We start from the raw sequence: 17,564 nt of genomic DNA on the forward strand, positions 1-17,564 counted from the left end.
ACATCCAGCCGCACCACGGATCCGTGCTCCCGGAGGGCTGGCCGTGACACCGGGGCGAGCCCAGTCTGTCGGACGTGACCCCCGTCACAACGACCGGGTCGAACGCTGGACGTCCAGGCTCAGGTGACCACCTCTGTGGCGAGCACGCGCCCCCGGACGCGCCCGGACTCGACGAGGCCCCCCATCCGGCGTTCCTGGTCCCTGACCGCGGCGTACCGCTCGTCCTGGCCGTGAGCCTCGCGAACAGCTGCCTCGACCTCGTCCTCGAGGCGCTGCCACGTCCCCCCGGCCGGTGGCAGGTCGTCCGTCCACGCCTCCTCCGCCACGGTGAACCCGCCGGCCGCCAGCAGCTGCCTCAGCTCCCCCAGTGAGGGGAAGGCGTTGCCCCACGGCACGTGGAAGGACTCGCCCGTCGCCACGACGACGAGCAGCCCGAGCCGGGCTCGTGGTCGCAGGACGCGACGCAGCTCGCCGAGCCACACCGCCTTCTCGTCGGTGGTGCAGAGCGTGCCGAGCGACCAGGCCAGCCCGAACGAGCCGGTGGCCAGGGGCAGCCGGGCGCCCTCGCCCAGGACGGAAGGCAGGTCGAAGAGGGCGGCAGCTCCCGCTGCTGCCGCCCGCATGGGCTCCACGCAGACGGGACGCACACCGGCCGCTGCCCTGGCATAAGCGGCCGGCCCGCCGAGCCCGGCCCCCACGTCGAGGAGCGGGTCGCCCGGTCCGGCGCCGAGCCGGGCCAAGAGCCAGTCGAGACCCGAGGGCCGCCCACTGCCGCGGCAGCCGGCCGGGATGGCGTGGTCGGGGCCGAGACGGGTCACCGCCTCGCGAGTCCACGCGGCCATCGTGCCGAACTCGTCCTGCATCTCCTCGTCCATCTCGTCGTGCATCACCATGCACCAGTCCTACCCGAACGGGCTGCGCCGGTTCGCAGCGACAGGCCCGCACCGCGTCGCTACGGTGGTCGAGTGACCACCCCGGTCCTTGCCTCGACCTCCACCGGCCGACCCGCACGCCGCATCCACCGGCACCTGCGAATGGGTCTCCTGGCGCTCTCCGTCGCCTTTGCCGCCGCGGTTGTCCTCACGGGCGCCCGGGGCGCCTCGCTGCAGGAGCTGCAGTGGGCGATCGGTGCCGGCAGCGTCGACAAGGTGCGGGTGATCGGCGCGCTCCCACCCGAGGCCACCGGGTCCAGCCGGGTGAGCATCGAGTGGCAGAACGGCTGGAACCGGCACGTGACCACGGTGCTCCAGGTCAGCACGCCCGACGAGCAGTCGTCATCGACGATGACAAGGGATATCGAGCCGTTGCACGGCGACGTCGAGCGCCAGCTGCGCGCGTGGGACGGAGACGGTGCGCTCGTCGTGGAGGGCGGGATCCGACCTCGTTGGGAAGCCACCGTCGCGGGGTGGCACGTGCCGGCGTGGCTGAGTCCGGTCGCTCCATTGCTGTGGATATCCGCAGTGCTGCTCCTCGTCGGCGGCCCCGAGCCGTGGCGGGCGACGCGCTGGGCCTGGATCTGGGTGTTCGCCAGTCCCTTCGCCGTCGTCGGCATACCCCTCTTCGCGGTCCTCAGCGGCCCCACCCGCGGGGTACGCCAGCCGAGCCGGCCGGAGCGCAGGTGGACCGGCGGCTGGACCTTCATCGGCGTGACGCTCATCGGGATCTTCCTCGGCCTCGCCAGCTGACGCCCCAAATCAAGCCCCGACCAGGCCCCGACCAGGCCGCGGGCGCTCAGATCACTCGGGCTTGCGCCACACGGACACGTGGCTCTCACTGTCACTCGTGAACGGTGCGCCCGCTGTTCACCGGCGACGCGGTCAACCGCGGAGCAGCCGCCGGAGGTCGGTGGACGGGTCGGCGAGAGCGGCCGGGTCGACGGGTATCGCGCGGTCGATGAGGCGCCGCGCCGCACGGACGGCCCTGGGGTCGTCCACGGCAACGGCGCCCGCGACCATCCCCTCATGGACCGAGAACGCCGAGAACGGCGGTGTCCCCAGCTCTCCGCGGAGGACGAGGTCGCCGGCCGTGAGGTCGCCGACGACCTCGACGTGCAGGCCATGGCGCTCCGTCCAGAACCAGCTCGCCGTCGGAGCGGGCAGGGGCGCGCCGAGGATCGTCGCGGCCGCCCGCTCACCGTCGAGCCGGGCCGCCTCCCAGTGCTCGGCGCGGGGCCGGACCACGCCGTCCACGACCACCTCCGTGGCGTCGCCGATGGCGAGCACGGCCGGGTTCGAGGTCAGCTGGCCCCGGTCGACGCGCACTCCGCGCCCCGTGCGGAGTCCCGCGCTCACGGCGAGTGTCGTCTCGGGCACCATGCCGACGGCGAGCACCACCAGGTCGGCCCGCACGTCGTCCGCACCGCCGCTGAGCCGCACGCGAAGGCCGTCGGTGGTGGCATCGAGCCGCTCGACACCGGCGTGGTGGAGGGCCAGACCGCGCGCCCGGTTCAGCTCGTGGAGCCAGTGGGCGACCGGCTGGCCGAAGACGAGGGCGAGGGGCGGCGCCACCGGGTCGACGAGGACGACGTCCGCCCCGAGTCCCGCCAGCGTGGAGCCGGCCTCCGCGCCGACGAGGCCGGCACCGACGACGAGCACGCGGGTCCCCGGTGCCACCGCCGCCCGGAGCCGGTCGGCGTCCTCCACGGTGCGCAGCACGTGAACCCGCGCGTCGTCGGCGCCCGGGATCGGCGGTCGGGCCGCCCGCCCGCCGGTGGCGAGCACGACGCGGTCTGCCGCGAGCGTGCGGCCGTCCTCGGTCTCGACGGCACCTTCACCGGGACGCAGCGCCGACACGCGCGTGCGAGGCACCAGGCGAACGTCGTGGTCGTCGTACCAGTCCGGCTGCTCCAGTGCGAGATCCGTCAGCGAGCGGGTGCCCGCGAGGTACTCCTTGCTGAGCGGAGGGCGGTCGGTGGGCAGCTCCGCGTCGTCGACGAGCACCAGCTCACCGCCGTAGCCGCCCGCACGCAGCGCCGCCACCGTGCTGACGCCGCCGATCCCCCCACCAACGACGACCACCTTCCCGGGAACGTCCATGTCGAGTGAGGCTACCGACCCAGGGTCCGCCGAACCGCATGCCGTATGCCGCTGGGCTCGCTCACCCGGCCACGCACCCGTCCGCGCGCGGCTGGGGAAGCCAGCTCAGCGGCATACGGCATCGTCGGAGAGCCGTCAGTACCAACAGGGCCGTCAGTGCCGGCGGCGCTTGCGGTCGCTGTCGTGGAGCTCTGGGTGGATGTCCTCGGGCAGCTCCGGAAGGGCCCCCTCGCCGGGGGTCGCCACACCCCAGCCCTGCGTCGTCACGGAGTCCACCGGCGGGTTGCCGACGAGGTGGGAACGCTCCGCCCCTTCCGGGTGGTCGGCCCGGTTGCGCAGCGTGTCGTCCAGATGACGGTTGAGCGACTCCGTGTCGGCATCACCACCCTTGCCACGCCGGGGGTTCACCATGATCAGTCCCACCACGAGCAGGATGACCATCCCGAGCATGAACCAGAGACCAACTCGATCACCCATGGCTCCTCCTGGAGGCCGTGCGGATTGACCCGTCCCCTCGACGGTACCCGAAACCCCCGCAGCCCAACATGGCTCAGCAGTCGTCACGCCGCACGGCGCCGGGCCTGCTCGGCTGCCTCCCGCTGCTCACGGTCGCGCCTGGCGCGGGCGACCTTGGCCGCCCGCTCGGCAGCGAGACGAGTCGTCGGGTCGTTGGTCTCGCCGAGCTGGGCGGGACCGAAGAAGGTCAGGCCGAGGCGCCTCAGCTGGTAGCCGATGCGGTAGCCCACGGACAGGCCCTCGTTGTCACCCTTGCCAGCCATCGTGCTCACTTCCCGATATAGTTTGCCTGCAAATGGTTAGTGTACCTGCGCCGCCTGATGACCTGCTCAAGCTCGACGAGCAGGTCTGCTTCGCGCTCTCCGTGGCGGCCCGCAACGTCATCGCCCTCTACCGCCCGGTGCTCGAGCCGCTCGGGCTCACCCACCCCCAGTACCTCGTCATGCTCGCGCTGTGGGAGCGGGACCAGCTGACGGTCAAGGAGCTCAGCCGGCTCGTCAGCCTCGACCCGGCCACGCTGTCGCCGCTCCTCAAGCGCCTCGAGCGGGCCGGCCTGCTCAGCCGGGACCGCGATCCGGCCGACGAGCGGGCCCTGGCCGTCACGCTGACCCGCGCGGGGCGGTCCCTGCGCGAACGGGCCCTCCAGGTCCCTCCGCAGGTCATCGAGCGGCTCGGGATGGACCTCGCCGAGCTGAAGTCGCTCCACGCCACGCTGACCCGGGTCATCGCCGCCACCCACGGCTGACCGGGAGAGCCGACTCACGACCGGCGCCGCGGCGCGTCGGATGCGTGCCGTCCCGCCCTCGTGGTGGCATGCTGAGAGTGACAGAGGTCACGAACCGACAAGGCCCTTCAGCAGCCGCGGAGGGAGGCCCACGTGGATCACGACAACGACCCCAAGGTCGAGGTGGCGCCGATCCAGTCCAACGGCGTGCTACGCGGGTTCCTCATCGTCGGCCGCTGGCCCGAGGACACGGTCGAGTGGACCCAGGTCCTGCTGCTCGCGGTGCGAATGGCCGCTGTGCCGCACATGCTCCCCCACGGGAGCACCGTCTTCCGCGTGCTCGAGGAGGTCCCGGCACACGCGCCAGAGCACTCGGTCGGGCTCGTCCTCGCCGAGGGCCAGTTCGCCGGGGCGCACCCGCTGCGCCCGGGGCAGTTCGCCGACCCCCTGCCCGCCGGGCTGGCCGTGCTGCACCCGCCGTCGAGCACCCTCGCCTCGCTGCCGGAGTACGAGACCGCCTCCGGGTGCCTCCTGCTGCCCGGCCTGCCGCACCTCGGCCTGGCCCACCGGGCTGCGTGGATCGAGGCGGACCGCCGCGGCACGGTGACCCGGCTGGCCGCGGTCGAGGGGATCGACCCCGACAACGACGTCGACACCGCCGCCCTTTCGCTGCTCCTCGCCTCCTGAGCGCTTACGTCGATGCCCGGTCGGACCGAGACCACGGAGCCTTCGGCGGCCTACGACCTGATCGGACGGGGCGCCCCCTGCACGCCGCAGGTCAGAGGACGGTGAGCGGCAGCTTGCGCCCGACGAGGCTACGCCGGACCACGGGAAGCTGGCCGGCGATGCGCGACAGCGCCTGCGCCGAGGGTGTGGCCGGCGAGCCGAGCACCGCTGGAACCCCGAGGTCGCCTCCCTCACGAAGCGCGACGTCGAGCGGGACCTGTCCGAGCAGCGGGGCGTCGATGACGTCGGCAAGGCGTTGGCCACCCCCGCTGCCGAAGAGCGGCGTGCTCTCGTGGCAGGCATCGCACACCAGGGTCGACATGTTCTCGATGACGCCGGCCACGGGCATCCGGGCGTTGCGCGCCATCCGCCCGACCCGCTCGGCCACCAGCTGCGCGGCCGGCTGCGGGGTCGTCACCGCGAGCAGGGCCGCGTCGGGCACCAGCTCGAGCAGCGACATGGTGATGTCACCGGTCCCGGGCGGCAGGTCGATGAGCAGCACGTCGAGATCGGGCCACCGGACGTCACCGAGGAACTGCTGGAGCGCCTTGTGCAGCATCGGCCCGCGCCAGACCACCGGCTCCTCGTCGGTGACGAAGAAGCCGACCGACATGAGGGACACACCGTGCGCCTCGACCGGGAGCATGAGCCCCTTGATCGCGACCGGTGCGCGGCGCACCCCGAACAGGTGCGGGACGGAGTACCCCCAGACGTCGGCGTCGAGGACTCCGACCCGCTTGCCCTGCAAGGCCAGCGCCACGGCGAGGTTGGCCGTGATCGTGGACTTGCCGACGCCGCCCTTGCCGCTGGCCACCGCGTAGACGGTCGTCCGGGAGTCCGGCCCGAAGGCAAGGCCCGCGGCGGGCATGTCGCCGCGGAGCCGGTCGGCCAGCGCCATCCGCTCCTGCTCGGTCATCGCGGTGAAGTTCACCTCGACCCGGTCGACGCCGGGGACCGCGCCCACCTCGGCCACGATCGAGGCACCGAGCGCGGCCTTCATGGGGCACGACGGGGTCGTCAGCCGCACCGTGAGCCGGACGACACCGTGGCGAGCCACCTCGACGCCACCGACCATGCCGGCCTCCTCGAGGGTCAGGTGCAGCTCCGGGTCCTGGACGACGCCGAGCGCCGCCCGGACGGCTTCGACGTCGACCGGGCTCGTGGCGGCCGGCGAACGCAAGCGAGAGACGAGGCTCATCAGGCTCTGGTCTCCTCGGCCGTCGCGGCGGCGACGCGGTAGGCGGACCGCTTCGGGGTGACGTGCCGCATCATGAACTCCGGCCGGCGCTGCCCGTCGGGTCCGGGTCCGGGACGCGTCATCGCCAGCCACCGGCGGTAGACCTCTCGGGACTTGGTGACGTCGACCTCGACGTCGCCGTACTGGTCGCCCGGGTGCGCCTTCTCGATCTTCACCTTCTGGTGCCAGCAGTGCATGCCGGAGACCGGGTCGGGCTGGACGGGAAAGGCGAGGTTCTGGTGCACGCCTGGATCGTCCCAGTAGATCCGCTCGGAGTCCGGGTCCTCGCTCTTGAAGGGCTTGACCCCCTCGATGTAGCGCAGCTTCCAGATGCCGTCCTCGGACCGGTTGAGGTTGACCTTGCCCATGACCCAGCGGCTGCCGGGGTGCCCGTCCTGCGTCCACCGGCCCATGTGGTGCGACATGCCCACGACTCCGGGCCGGATCGCCTCCGTCGCCCACGCCCGGGCCACGAAGTGGCCGATCTCGGTCGTGACGCGCACGAGGTCGCCGGTGCTGATGCCCATCGTGGTGGCGTCCTTCTTGTTGAACCACAAGGGGTGGGTGTTGGCGATCTCGTTCAGGAACTTGGCGTTGCCGGAACGGGTGTGAATGAGGGTCGGCAGCCGGAAGTTCGGCATGAGGACGAACTCGTCGTTGGCCCGGTCGATCCGTCGGGCCGAGACGTGGGACTCGATGTAGCCCGGGGTCGCCTGCTCGGGCCACCCCCAATCAGCCAAGGTCGTGGAGTAGAGCTCCAGCTTGCGAGACGGCGACAGCCAGCCGGCCGTCCGGGACCCGTCCTCGTGCTCGAGCCCGACCGCACCGGCCTCACCGACGAGGGGCGGTGCGGTGTCGAGCGTGACCGGCTTGCGGAGGACGCCCTTCTCGTCCGCGACGGCGCCGTCGAGCTCGGCCGCGGTCAGCGGCCGCTCGTCGAGCCGGTAGACGTCCTTGGCGATCTCGAAGACGCCGTACTTGCGCATGTACTCGAGCGGGGTCATGCCCTGGTCCGACGCCGCCTGGGGCAGCCCGGGAACACTGCGTGCGAAGAGGATGTCGTAGTACTCGTCCTGGGTCATCTTCTCGCCCGGCCGCTCCTTGGACTCGAAGTACTGACGGATGCCGAGGGAACCGTCCGGGTCGATCTGCCAGGACAGCTCGAACCAGAACTCGTTCTCCTCCCAGACCTCGCCGGGGTTGGTGTCGCGGGTGTCCTGGAAAGGAATCCCCCTCTTGGCCATGGCGACGCGGGTCACCGGCTGCCGGAAGGCGATCCATTTGGAGGTGTGCGTCTCGAACGACATCGTGTCGTGGCGCTCGGACGCATGGCCCATGGGCAGGACGTAGTCGGCGAAGGTGGCCGACTCGCTCCACGTCGGGGTGAGCGCGACGTGCAGGCCGATCCGGCTCTCGTCCTTGAGGACGTCGATCCAGGTGAAGCCGTCGGGGTTGACCCACAGCGGGTTGTAGACCCGGCTGAAGTACACCTCGAGCGTGCCCCGACCGTCCTTGAGGAAGTGCGGCAGGAGGATCGACATCTCGTTCGTCGTGAGCGGGTACTCCGAGGGCCAGAGCTTCTCGCTCCACACGTCGTTCGGCTCCGGCATCTCGGGGAAGTGCGGGATGAACTTGTCCCAGCCGTTCGGGTGCGTCCCGCCGACCGTGCCGACACTTCCGGTGAGGACGTTGAGGAAGAACAGCGAGCGCGTGATCTGCCACCCGCCGAGGTTGCCCGCCGCGGCGGACCGCCACGTGTGCGTGGCGAGCCGGTTGCCCGCCTGAGCCACGATCCGGGCCAGCTGCTCGATCTGCGCGACCGGGACGTGCGCCTCCTGTGCCGCGAACTCGAACGTGTACTTCGAGTAGTCCTCGGTCAGCTTCTCGAGGAAGACCTCGAAGTCCTTCGGCGCGTCAGGGTGCAGTCGCTCCAGGTACACGTCCCAGTTGACCCACCGGCGCAGGAAGGCCGCGTCGATGGTGCGGGTGCGCAGCAGGTAGGAGGCGACCGCCAGGAAGATGGCGGCCTCGCTGCCCGGCCACGGGGAGATCCACAGGTCTGCGTGGGAGGCGGTGTTGGACAGGCGCAGGTCGAGGACGACGAGCTTGGCGCCGTTCTGCTTGGCCTCCATGATCCGCTGGGCGTGGGGGTTGAAGTAGTGGCCGGTCTCGAGGTGGCTCGACAGGAGCAGCATCACCCGGGAGTTGGCATAGTCGGGCGAGGGCCGGTCGTAGCCCATCCAGTGCGTGTAGCCCGAGCGCCCCCCGGACGAGCAGACGTTGGTGTGCGAGTTGTGCCCGTCGACGCCCCACGCCTGCAGGACCCGCTCGGCGAAGCCGTCCTCGCCGGGGCGCCCCACGTGGTACATCACCTCGTCCCGACGGTCCTCGACGATGGCCTTGCGGATCCGGCCGGCGATGTCGCGGACCGCCTCGTCCCAGGACACGCGCTCGAACTGACCGGAGCCGCGCTCGCCGACCCGGCGCAGCGGGTGGAGGATCCGCTCCGGGTCGTGGACCTGGTTGATCGTGGCCGGCCCCTTGGCGCAGTTGCGGCCGCGGGAGCCGGGGTGCGCGGGGTTGCCCTCGAACTTCCTGATGGACAGGTCCTCGTGGTCGACGTAGGCGAGCAGGCCACAGGATGACTCGCAGTTGAAACAGATCGTCGGAATGAGCGAGTAGGTGTGCGGGACCTTCCGCGGGTGCGCCTTCGCGTCGTACTCGACGTGCGCATCCCACTCCTCCGGTGGTGGGAAGTTGCGCAGCTTCTCATGGGTCCGGGCCCCGGGCATGGGTACCGGCGGCCGGTTCGTCGGCCCAGCAGTCGGCTCAGCAGTCGGCTCAGCAGTCATTGGGGGTTCCCTTTCGCGAGTCGCTCAGGAGAGCGGGAGGTCCTGGCCGGCGCGGACGAACACGGTCTCGTAGGCGAGCAGGGCCGGCTGGACGGTGAGGCCGGCGAGCGCCGCGAGGACGCCGCCAGCCTCGGCTCCCATCGCCCAGCCGACAGCGCCGAGGACCGCGGCGACCACGGTCGGGAACACGCTGCCGAGCCAGAAGGTTCGCGCGTACCGACCGTGCGTGATGATGTGGGCCGCTGCAGCCGCCTGACGGGAGACGTGGCGGCCGCCGTACTCGACGAGCAGGATGGCCAGGTGCGCGAGCGTCGAGATGACGAAGGCCGCGACGAGGAGGTCCTGGGCTGCCTGCGGTAGGTCGAGGAACAGCCCGGCGACGAGGAGCGTCCCGCTGCCCACCATGACCGCCTGGGCCTGCAGGTGCCAGAACAGCACCGGCGACTGCCACAGGTCCCGTCCTTCCGCCTGCCCGAACAGGAAGGCGGTGTAGCCCGCCATCAGGGCGGCTGCCGGGATGGCCAGCCAGGCCAGGACCGTCATGGCCCAGCCCACGTCGAGGACGGCAGCGAGAAGCCACAGGACCGAGCCGCCGGTGAAGAGGGTCAGCACATAGCCGCCGAGGACGAGCCAGGACGTGAAGTTCGACTTGAGGAAGAGGTAGAGGAACCGCTCGGGCCGCTTGAGGTCCCAGACGAGCAGACCACCGGTCGTCGCCGCACCGAAGATCCCGAGAGCGGGCGCAACGTAGTCGCCGAGGACGCCGAGGTCGGTGCCGAGGAGGACCGCGAGGGCGGCGACCAGCAGGGCGCCGGCCCCGATCCCCTTGGTCCACAGGTAGGTCACCACCTTCCACCCCCACGGGCGGGGGTGTGCAGTGTTGAGCGTCGTCCTCGCGCCGGTGCGCGGGCTACCCGGCACGTCGCCCTGGGTCAGCAGGCGCTGCGCGTCCGGCTTGGCCCAGATGTACGTGTCGTCCACCGGCGCGGCGAGCGGGTCGAGGACCGCCTGGTCCGCGCCGAGGTAGAACACGTTGGGGCCGGTGTTCTGCTCCGGGGTGCGCACCGACGTCTCCTGGGTGGCCACCAGCCGGGCGATGCCGCTCGTCGGGTCGTCGAGGTCGCCCACCCAGATCGAGTGGGTCGGACAGACGACGACACACGCAGGCTCCATGCCCTCGTCGACCCGGTGCGCGCACAGGTTGCACTTGGCCGCCGTGTGGGTGTTGGCATCGATGTAGATCGCGTCGTACGGACAGGCCTGCATGCAGCTCTTGCACCCGATGCACCGGTCGCCGTCGAAGTCGACGATTCCGTCGTCGCGCTTGAAGAGGGCCTGGGTCGGGCAGATCTTGACGCACGGCGCGTCGGTGCAGTGGTTGCACCGCATCACCCCGAAGGACCGCGTCGTGTCGGGGAACGTGCCGGTGTCGACGTACTTCACCCAGGTGCGGAACTGGCCCAGGGGCACCTCGTGCTCCGTCTTGCACGCGACAGTGCAGGCGTGACAGCCGATGCAGGTGCGCTGGTCGATCGCGAAACCGTACTGCACGGGCTCACGACTTCCTGACGACGTAGCGATGCACGCCATCCACGGTGGTGGCCTCGAGCAGCTCGTTCCCCGTGTCCCTGGCCCAGGAGGGGATGTCGCTCTGCGAGCCGTTGTCGGTCGCCTCGATGAGCATGACCTGGCCCGGCTGGAGGGTCTTCAGGCCGCGGGAGGCCATGAGCACGGGCATCGGGCACTTCTTGCCCTTGGCGTCGATGGTGGCGTCGATGGGGTGGTCCATGGGAGCTCCTTGCTGGCGGTCTGATGAATCGTCAGATGAAGAGGTTGACCTGGGATCGGCTCATCGCCGAGAGTGCGGTGGCTGCGCCGACCGGTTCGCCCACCCCGTCGATGAGCTGGTCGGGGCGCAGACCCATCAGCTCCATCGTCATCTCGCACGGCCAGAGGTTCACCCCGAGCTCCACGCACATCTCGAGGAGCTCCTTGGGAGGTGACACGTCATGGTCCTTGGCCAGCTTGGACATCATCCAGGCCCCCGCACCGCCCAGATGCAGCTTGGAGAGCTTCATGTTGCTGATGCCCGGGCGGTTCATCCCGGCGAGTGCCTTGGTCATGGCGTTCGTCCCGGTGATCCGGACGTCGTCCCGGACGAGGGGAAAGAGCCCCCAGAACGTGAAGAAGATCGTCGTCTGCATCCCGTAGGCCGCCCCGGTGGAACCGAGGATCAGGGTGGGCCAGATCCGGTCGAGATCGCCCGACCAGGCCACGATGGTCAGGCCCTGAGTGGCCGGGCCCTCAGCCGGGGGGACGGGGTGGGTGAGTGGGTGAGCAGGCGGATCTGCCACTGCCTCAGTCATGTTGGCCTCCTACGCGCCATTGCGAGAAGCTGTTGAATCGTGTGACACTCGACACTACATTCACGTATTCGCATATAACAAGACCCCAGTCCGTTGAATCCACCAAACACCGGAAGGACCTCTTCAATGGCGAAGACGATCACTCCCGCCCAGCTCTTCTCCGAGATCGAGGCGGGCACCGTTCCCGAGATCCTCGACGTCCGCAACAAGGACGACTTCGCGGCCAGCCCGGTCGAGGGCAGCCGCCCCATCCCCACCCGCAACGTGCCCGTCTACGAGGTGTTCGAGGACCTCGAGGAGCACTGCCGCCGCACACCCCAGGGCGCCGTGGTCATCTGTGGCCAGGGCAACGGATCCGAGCTCGTCGCGGAGGAGTTCGAGTCCCTTGGCGTCGAGACCCGCTCGCTCGAAGGTGGCACGGACGCGTGGGCGAGGCTGCTCGTGCCCAAGGAGATCACCGGGCTCCCCGGCGAGGTGCGCGCGTGGCAGTTCCAGCGCCCCGCCAAGGCCTGCCTGTCCTACGTCATCGGCGTCCCGGAGGGACGCTGCATGATCGTCGACCCGACCCGCCACCCACAGCCGTACCTCGACCTCGTCGCCGAGCACGGCATGACCGTGACGCACATCGTCGACACGCACGTCCACGCCGACCACATCAGCGGCGGCCCCGTCCTCGCGGAGCGGCTCGGCGCCGAGTACCACCTTCCCCCGGAGGACGCCGGCGGCATCGTGCCCTTCCCGAACCGTCCCCTCAAGGACGGCGACGTGCTCGATCTCGGCTCGGCGGTGGTGCAGACCCTGACGATGCACCTGCCCGGCCACACCCCCGGGACGACGGCCTTCCTCGTCAGCGACCGGCTCCTCATCGTCGGCGACACGGTCTTCGTCAGAGGTCTGGGCCGGCCCGACCTCACCGGTCAGGCGGAGGAGCTGGCGCGTGACCTCTTCCACTCCGTCCACGAGCGACTGCGTCCACTGGACCCGGCCACGATCATCGCCCCCGCCCACTGGTCGAGCAGCGCGGAGGTCAACGACGAGGGCCTTGTCGTGACGACCCTCGAGGACGTCTTCACCGCCACGTTGCTCAACGAGCAGGCGATCGAGCGCTTCGTCGAGGAGATCGTCGCGTCGCTGCCGCACGCTCCGGAGACCTACGACACGATCCGGCTCGTCAACGCCGGCAAGCTCGCGCCGCCCGAGGACGAGATGGATCTGCTCGACGTCGGCAGGAACCAGTGCGTGGCCTCGACGACGTTGGCCTGAGCCGGGGCGCCCGGGCCCGAAAACGGTCGGCCCAACCACCAAGCGCCCACCACCGATCGGGCCCGGGCCCGAAAACGGTCGGCCCGACCCCGGGCGCCGGGACAGGACCTAGACTGGCCCCGACGTCGGAGGCGTGTGGGAAGCGTTGGGGATCGGAGGAAGGATGCAGGCTGAGGTCGCACGTCAGCTGCAGGAGCTGCACGCCCGGGTGTGCAAGGCCATCGCCGACCCCAAGCGTCTGCTCATCATCAACGAGCTGCGGGACCGCGAGCTCAGCGTCGGCGACCTGAGCGAGGCCCTGAACCTCAACCAGTCCAACACGAGTCAGCACCTCGCCGTCCTCCGCGAACGCGGCATCGTCACCTCGCACCGGGTGGGGACCAACGTCTACTACGCCCTGCGCAGCCAGAAGGTCATCCAGGCCGTCGATCTGCTCCGCGAGTTCCTCGTCGAGGACCTCGCGGAGCAGGGTCGCCTCAGCGGCGCGACCTCCCACTGACCCACCGACGAGGCGGGGACATGGCCCTGGTCGTCGCACGAGCGGTCACCCGCCGCACCAGGAGAGCACCGTGACCATCCCGTTCATCCTCGACACGGACACCGCCCAGGACGACTGCGTCGCCATCATCGCCGGCCTCCTCGACGCGGAGGCGGACCTCCGGGCGATCACCATGGTGGCCGGCAACGTCGGGTTCGACCGTCAGGTCCGCAACGCGCAGCTGACGCTCAGTGCGGCGGGGCGCCTCGGCACCGTGCCGGTCCACCTGGGCTGCCGCCGCCCCCTCGTCCTGCCCTGGGTCTCCGCGGAGAACGTCCACGGTGACGGCTCGGGCGGCCTGGACATGGACTTCGACGGGGCGGTGACGGAGGCCGAGCACGGAGTCGACGCGCTGCTCCGGCTCACGGCCGAGACACCGGGCGAGCTCTCCGTCGTCGCGATCGGTCCGCTGACGAACGTCGCGATGGCGGCCGTCAAGGACCCCACCTTCGTCGACAACGTCAAGAGCCTCGTCATCATGGGGGGTTCGAACAACGGCCGCGGCAACATCACCCCGGCCGGCGAGTTCAACTTCTACGTCGACCCCCACGCAGCGCAGGTCGTCTTCGAGGCCGGATTCCGGGACATCACCGTCGTCCCGTGGGCCCCGCTCACCCTCAACGACGCCGTCTTCAGCCGGGACCAGCTCGCCGCCATCGAGGCGATCGGCACACCGCTCTCGCGGTTCTTCCTCACCGTGTGCGGCCCGACCCTGGAGTTCGACGAGAGCGTGGGCATCCCGGGTACGACCCACCCCGACTCGCTCTCGGTGGGCGTCCTGCTGCATCCGGAGCTGGTGACCCGGGCCGGCCGGTACCACGTGGCGGTGGAGACCGGCTCGACGCTGACTCGCGGCTACTCGGCGATGTCCTGGGGAGTGCACGGGCTCGAGCCGAACGCCCGGGTCATCGAGGCGGTGGACGGTCCGGCCTTCCACGACTGGATCACCGGCCTGCTCGCGACCGACACGGAGGTGAGCCGACCGCTCCGTGGTGGCCGCTTCGACTGGTAGCACCGTAGGGTTTTTGCACTGAGTGCACCGGTGCACGTAGTGTCGTGAGGTGACCGCGACTGACGCCTCCCCCGACCGTCGCGCGCAGCTGCGGCAGCGCCACCACCGGGCCATCATCGACGCGGCCGCCGCGCTCCTCGACGCCAAGGGACCCGACGGGTTCACCGTCGACGAGCTGGCCGAGCGCGCGGACGTGTCCCGACGCACGGTGTTCAACCACTTCGGCTCCGTCGACGACATCGTCATCGCCGTCTGCAGCGAGGTGCTCGGCGCCGTCGTCGACAGCGTGGAGGCGCAGGCGACCGCGCAGACCGACCCTGCGCCGGCGAGCGCCTTCGACGAGGTGGCGGCCGCGCTGCGGACCACCGACCTCGTGACCCCGATCGCCTACCTCACCCGGGTCCTCGGCGCGCCCGGCCCCGAGCCGTCCCACCGCGGGGCGCTCGTCCTGCTCCGCGCCTTCACCGAGGTGAGCGAGCACCTGTCCACCCAGCTGCTCGAGCGCCACCCCGAGGCCGACGTGCTGACGACCCGGCTGCTCGTCAGCTCCCTCATCGGGGGCCTCGTGGTGCTCCACACGCACTGGCTGGCAGCGACGGGCGGCACCGTGGACGAGCCGTCCCGGGCCGTCTGGGACGATCTGCTCGACCAGCTCATCGACCGCACTCGCGACGGCTACGGTCCCAGGCCTGTCGACGCGCCCACCCGCTGACCACCCTCACCGAAGGACTCCCATGGCTGAATTCCTCTTCCGACTCGGTCAGTCGGCGGCTCGCCGGGCCCGCCTCGTCATCGCTCTCTGGTTCGTCCTCCTCCTCACCGCCGGGTTGGCCTTCGCCGTCGGAGCAGGCACCCTGACGAGCACGGTCTCGATCCCGGGCACGCGCACCGCGCAGGTGACCGAGCGGCTCCAGGCCGTCCTGCCCCAGGCCTCCGGAGGCAACGGGACGGTCGTCTTCGCGACCACCGACGGCTCCGCCCTCACGGACGCCCAGCGGGCCGCGATCAGCGCCGAGGTGAGGGACGCGCGCGGCCTGGACGCCGTCCGGACGGTCGTCGACCCCTTTGAGACAGAGCGGGACCGGGCCGGCCGAGTCGACGAGATCGAGCAGGGGCGTGCGCAGATCGAGGACGGCCGCCAGCAGCTCGCGGCCGGTGTGGCCAAGCTGGAGGACGGCCAGACCCAGCTCGATGCGGCTCGCGAGCAAGCCGACGCCGCAGGCACGCTGGACCAGATCGCCGAGGTCCTCGATGGGCAGCAGGCCAACCTCGACGCCTCGCGCAAGGCGCTGCAGGAGCGGGCCGACCAGCTCGACGCCGGCAGCCGGCAGATCGACGAGGGAGCCCGGTTGCTGGAGCTCTCGTCCGGGATCGGGATGGTCTCGACGGACCGGAGCACGGCGCTCGTCACGGTTCTCTTCGACAAGCCCCAGGTCGAGGTCACGCAGGAGGACAAGGACGCCGTCCTCGCCGCGTTCGGCAGCCCCCTCGACGGCGTCAAGGTGTCCTACTCGGCTGAGCTGGCCAGTGGCATCCCCGGCATCCTCGGCGTGGGCGAGGTGATCGGCATCGTCGTCGCCGGGCTCGTCCTCATCGTCATGCTCGGCACCCTGGTCGGTGCGGGCCTGCCGATCCTCACCGCCCTGATCGGGGTCGCGATCGGAGCCCTCGCGACGATGTCGCTGTCGAGCGCCATCGAGATGACGTCCGTGACCCCGGTGCTCGGCCTCATGCTGGGCCTCGCCGTGGGCATCGACTACTCGCTCTTCATCGTCAACCGGCACCGGCGGCAGCTGAAGCAGGGCTATGACGTCGAGGAGTCGATCGGCCTGGCCAACGGGACCTCCGGCAACGCGGTCGTCTTCGCCGGGGCCACCGTCCTCATCGCGCTGCTCGCCCTCAACGTGACGGGCATCCCCTTCCTCGGCCTGATGGGCACGGTGGGCGCGCTGTCGATCACGATCGCGGTCCTCATCGCGGTCACGCTGACCCCGGCGCTGCTCGGCGTCCTCGGCGAGCGCATCCTCAGCCGCAGGGAACGCACCCGGCTCGCGGCGGCCGGCGCCCGAGCGGAGGCGACCGCCCTCGGCGCGCCCCCGGTCGACTCGGCGCCCACGACGCGTGGGCCGGGCACCCGCCCCATGTCGACGCTCCGGGCCGTCGGCAGCATCGTCCTCGGGATCAGTGCCCTGCTCGCCATCGCCCTGCCGTCCCTCGACCTGCGGCTCGGCCTGCCCGACGGGTCCTCGGAGGACACCGCCTCGACCCAGTACCAAGCCTTCTCGACGATCTCCGACCAGTTCGGGCCCGGCCGCAACGCCCCCCTCCTCGTCGTCGCCGACATCGCGGGAGTGCCCGGGGACACTCCCGACGTCAGCGTCCAGGCCGCCGTCGCCGAGGAGATCGCCGCCCAGGGCGACGTCGTCGCCATCGCGCCGATCGGGCTGTCCGAGGGTCGCACCGTGGCCGCCTTCCAGGTGGTCCCGGCCGGCGGGCCCAACGACCCCTCCACAGAGCAGCTCGTCCACACCCTGCGAGGGCTCGAGCCGATGGGCGGCGCGGTCAGCCTCGACGTCGCCGGCATGGCGAGCGGCAACATCGACATCTCCGGCAAGCTGTCCGACGCGCTGCCGGCCTACCTCGCCCTGGTGGTCGGCCTGTCGCTCGTCATCCTCGTCCTCGTCTTCCGCTCGCTCTTCGTGCCGGCGATCGCGACGCTCGGGTTCGTCCTCTCCTACTTCGCCGCGATCGGTGGTGTCGTCGCGATCTACCAGTGGGGCTGGCTGTCCGACATCTTCGGCGTCGACAACCCGAGCCCCATCCTCAGCTTCCTGCCGACGATGCTCGCCGGCATCCTCTTCGGCCTCGCCATGGACTACATGCTCTTCCTCGGCTCGGGCATGCGTGAGGCGTACGTCCACGGAGCCCCGGCCCGGCTGGCCGTCGTCCAGGGGCTGCACGCCGGTCGGAGCGTCGTCACGGCGGCCGCGATCATCATGATGGCGGTGTTCGGCGGCTTCGTCTTCTCGCACAGCGCGATGATCCGGCCGATCGGCTTCGGCCTCGCGTTCGGCGTCCTCGTCGATGCCTTCGTGGTGCGGATGCTCATCGTGCCGTCGCTGATGCACCTGGCCGGCGACCGGGCCTGGTGGCTGCCGGGCTGGCTCGACCGCAGGCTGCCCAACCTCGACGTCGAGGGAGCGGCTCTCGAGCGCCGCCACCCCCACCTCGAGCACCACGAGGAGGCGGTCGCACCCGGCCGACGCTGAGAGGCCACGTCCTCCCGGGGAGCGAG

17 protein-coding genes are annotated in these 17,564 nt (G+C 70.8%); 8 read left to right on the forward strand and 9 right to left on the reverse strand.

All coding sequences use genetic code 11. The annotated features are described in order from the left end of the window. Nucleotides 1–119: 119 nt before the first annotated feature. Nucleotides 120–893: a class I SAM-dependent methyltransferase gene (locus INTCA_RS14210; protein ID WP_013493624.1), complete on the reverse strand. Its 774-nt coding sequence runs from the start codon at nt 891–893 to the stop codon at nt 120–122. A gap of 72 nt (nt 894–965) precedes the next feature. Here INTCA_RS14210 and INTCA_RS14215 point away from each other — a divergent pair, with 72 nt between their 5' ends. Then, a complete protein-coding gene (locus INTCA_RS14215; protein ID WP_041307769.1) occupies nt 966–1,685 on the forward strand; it encodes a hypothetical protein in 720 nt (239 codons plus the stop codon). 132 nt (nt 1,686–1,817) lie between these two features. Here the strand turns inward: INTCA_RS14215 and INTCA_RS14220 are convergent, their stop codons facing one another. The 3 genes from INTCA_RS14220 to INTCA_RS14230 form a co-directional block, all read right to left on the reverse strand. Beyond that, entirely contained in the window at nt 1,818–3,035 is a 1,218-nt protein-coding gene (locus INTCA_RS14220) for an NAD(P)/FAD-dependent oxidoreductase (protein WP_013493626.1), read from the reverse strand. Nucleotides 3,036–3,188: 153 nt separating this feature from the next. Then, complete coding sequence (locus INTCA_RS14225; RefSeq protein WP_013493627.1) at nt 3,189–3,512, reverse strand: hypothetical protein; 324 nt, start codon at nt 3,510–3,512, stop codon at nt 3,189–3,191. An 83-nt stretch (nt 3,513–3,595) separates the two neighbouring features. Continuing rightward, nucleotides 3,596–3,814: a hypothetical protein gene (locus INTCA_RS14230; RefSeq protein ID WP_013493628.1), complete on the reverse strand. Its 219-nt coding sequence runs from the start codon at nt 3,812–3,814 to the stop codon at nt 3,596–3,598. A gap of 32 nt (nt 3,815–3,846) precedes the next feature. Here INTCA_RS14230 and INTCA_RS14235 point away from each other — a divergent pair, with 32 nt between their 5' ends. Next, on the forward strand, nt 3,847–4,296 hold the full coding sequence (locus INTCA_RS14235) for a MarR family winged helix-turn-helix transcriptional regulator (protein ID WP_013493629.1): 450 nt from the start codon (nt 3,847–3,849) through the stop codon (nt 4,294–4,296). A 132-nt stretch (nt 4,297–4,428) separates the two neighbouring features. Beyond that, nucleotides 4,429–4,962 (forward strand): hypothetical protein, encoded by a 534-nt coding sequence (locus INTCA_RS14240; RefSeq protein WP_013493630.1) that lies wholly within the window; start codon nt 4,429–4,431, stop codon nt 4,960–4,962. 91 nt (nt 4,963–5,053) lie between these two features. Here INTCA_RS14240 and INTCA_RS14245 read toward each other — a convergent pair whose 3' ends face one another. Genes INTCA_RS14245 through INTCA_RS14265 form a run of 5 tightly spaced genes read right to left on the reverse strand, consistent with a single transcriptional unit; the run spans nt 5,054 to nt 11,456 of the window. Then, a complete protein-coding gene (locus tag INTCA_RS14245; protein WP_013493631.1) occupies nt 5,054–6,199 on the reverse strand; it encodes an Mrp/NBP35 family ATP-binding protein in 1,146 nt (381 codons plus the stop codon). Then, complete coding sequence (locus INTCA_RS14250; protein ID WP_013493632.1) at nt 6,199–9,090, reverse strand: molybdopterin dinucleotide binding domain-containing protein; 2,892 nt, start codon at nt 9,088–9,090, stop codon at nt 6,199–6,201. The genes INTCA_RS14245 and INTCA_RS14250 overlap by 1 nt, the downstream gene beginning before the upstream one ends. A gap of 24 nt (nt 9,091–9,114) precedes the next feature. Then, nucleotides 9,115–10,641, reverse strand: coding sequence for a 4Fe-4S dicluster domain-containing protein (locus INTCA_RS14255; protein WP_013493633.1), 1,527 nt, complete (start codon nt 10,639–10,641; stop codon nt 9,115–9,117). A 4-nt stretch (nt 10,642–10,645) separates the two neighbouring features. Continuing rightward, nucleotides 10,646–10,879 carry a sulfurtransferase TusA family protein gene (locus INTCA_RS14260; RefSeq protein WP_013493634.1) on the reverse strand — a complete coding sequence of 78 codons (234 nt, stop codon included), beginning with the start codon at nt 10,877–10,879 and terminating at the stop codon, nt 10,646–10,648. Nucleotides 10,880–10,910: 31 nt separating this feature from the next. Then, nucleotides 10,911–11,456: a DsrE/DsrF/DrsH-like family protein gene (locus tag INTCA_RS14265; protein ID WP_013493635.1), complete on the reverse strand. Its 546-nt coding sequence runs from the start codon at nt 11,454–11,456 to the stop codon at nt 10,911–10,913. Between the two features lie 126 nt (nt 11,457–11,582). Between INTCA_RS14265 and INTCA_RS14270 the strand changes: the two genes are divergently transcribed. From INTCA_RS14270 to INTCA_RS14290, 5 genes are all read left to right on the forward strand, one after another. After that, nucleotides 11,583–12,719 (forward strand): MBL fold metallo-hydrolase, encoded by a 1,137-nt coding sequence (locus INTCA_RS14270; RefSeq protein ID WP_013493636.1) that lies wholly within the window; start codon nt 11,583–11,585, stop codon nt 12,717–12,719. A gap of 163 nt (nt 12,720–12,882) precedes the next feature. Then, nucleotides 12,883–13,218, forward strand: a complete 336-nt coding sequence (locus INTCA_RS14275) for an ArsR/SmtB family transcription factor (protein WP_013493637.1) — start codon at nt 12,883–12,885, stop codon at nt 13,216–13,218. A gap of 70 nt (nt 13,219–13,288) precedes the next feature. Next, entirely contained in the window at nt 13,289–14,269 is a 981-nt protein-coding gene (locus INTCA_RS14280; RefSeq protein WP_013493638.1) for a nucleoside hydrolase, read from the forward strand. 49 nt (nt 14,270–14,318) lie between these two features. Further along, a complete protein-coding gene (locus tag INTCA_RS14285) occupies nt 14,319–14,981 on the forward strand; it encodes a TetR/AcrR family transcriptional regulator (protein WP_013493639.1) in 663 nt (220 codons plus the stop codon). Between the two features lie 22 nt (nt 14,982–15,003). Further along, nucleotides 15,004–17,538, forward strand: coding sequence for an MMPL family transporter (locus INTCA_RS14290; protein ID WP_013493640.1), 2,535 nt, complete (start codon nt 15,004–15,006; stop codon nt 17,536–17,538). Nucleotides 17,539–17,564: the final 26 nt, after the last annotated feature.

Source organism: Intrasporangium calvum DSM 43043 (assembly GCF_000184685.1).
In the GTDB taxonomy this organism is placed as follows: domain Bacteria; phylum Actinomycetota; class Actinomycetes; order Actinomycetales; family Dermatophilaceae; genus Intrasporangium; species Intrasporangium calvum.

Coding starts and splice junctions, on each gene's coding strand:
- INTCA_RS14220 (WP_013493626.1), bottom strand. CDS start 3,035: ATGGACGTTCCCGGGAAGGTGGTCGTCGTTGGTGGGGGGATCGGCGGC.
- INTCA_RS14235 (WP_013493629.1), top strand. CDS start 3,847: ATGGTTAGTGTACCTGCGCCGCCTGATGACCTGCTCAAGCTCGACGAG.
- INTCA_RS14230 (WP_013493628.1), bottom strand. CDS start 3,814: ATGGCTGGCAAGGGTGACAACGAGGGCCTGTCCGTGGGCTACCGCATC.
- INTCA_RS14210 (WP_013493624.1), bottom strand. CDS start 893: ATGGTGATGCACGACGAGATGGACGAGGAGATGCAGGACGAGTTCGGC.
- INTCA_RS14275 (WP_013493637.1), top strand. CDS start 12,883: ATGCAGGCTGAGGTCGCACGTCAGCTGCAGGAGCTGCACGCCCGGGTG.
- INTCA_RS14290 (WP_013493640.1), top strand. CDS start 15,004: ATGGCTGAATTCCTCTTCCGACTCGGTCAGTCGGCGGCTCGCCGGGCC.
- INTCA_RS14245 (WP_013493631.1), bottom strand. CDS start 6,199: ATGAGCCTCGTCTCTCGCTTGCGTTCGCCGGCCGCCACGAGCCCGGTC.
- INTCA_RS14260 (WP_013493634.1), bottom strand. CDS start 10,879: ATGGACCACCCCATCGACGCCACCATCGACGCCAAGGGCAAGAAGTGC.
- INTCA_RS14270 (WP_013493636.1), top strand. CDS start 11,583: ATGGCGAAGACGATCACTCCCGCCCAGCTCTTCTCCGAGATCGAGGCG.
- INTCA_RS14265 (WP_013493635.1), bottom strand. CDS start 11,456: ATGACTGAGGCAGTGGCAGATCCGCCTGCTCACCCACTCACCCACCCC.
- INTCA_RS14250 (WP_013493632.1), bottom strand. CDS start 9,090: ATGACTGCTGAGCCGACTGCTGAGCCGACTGCTGGGCCGACGAACCGG.
- INTCA_RS14225 (WP_013493627.1), bottom strand. CDS start 3,512: ATGGGTGATCGAGTTGGTCTCTGGTTCATGCTCGGGATGGTCATCCTG.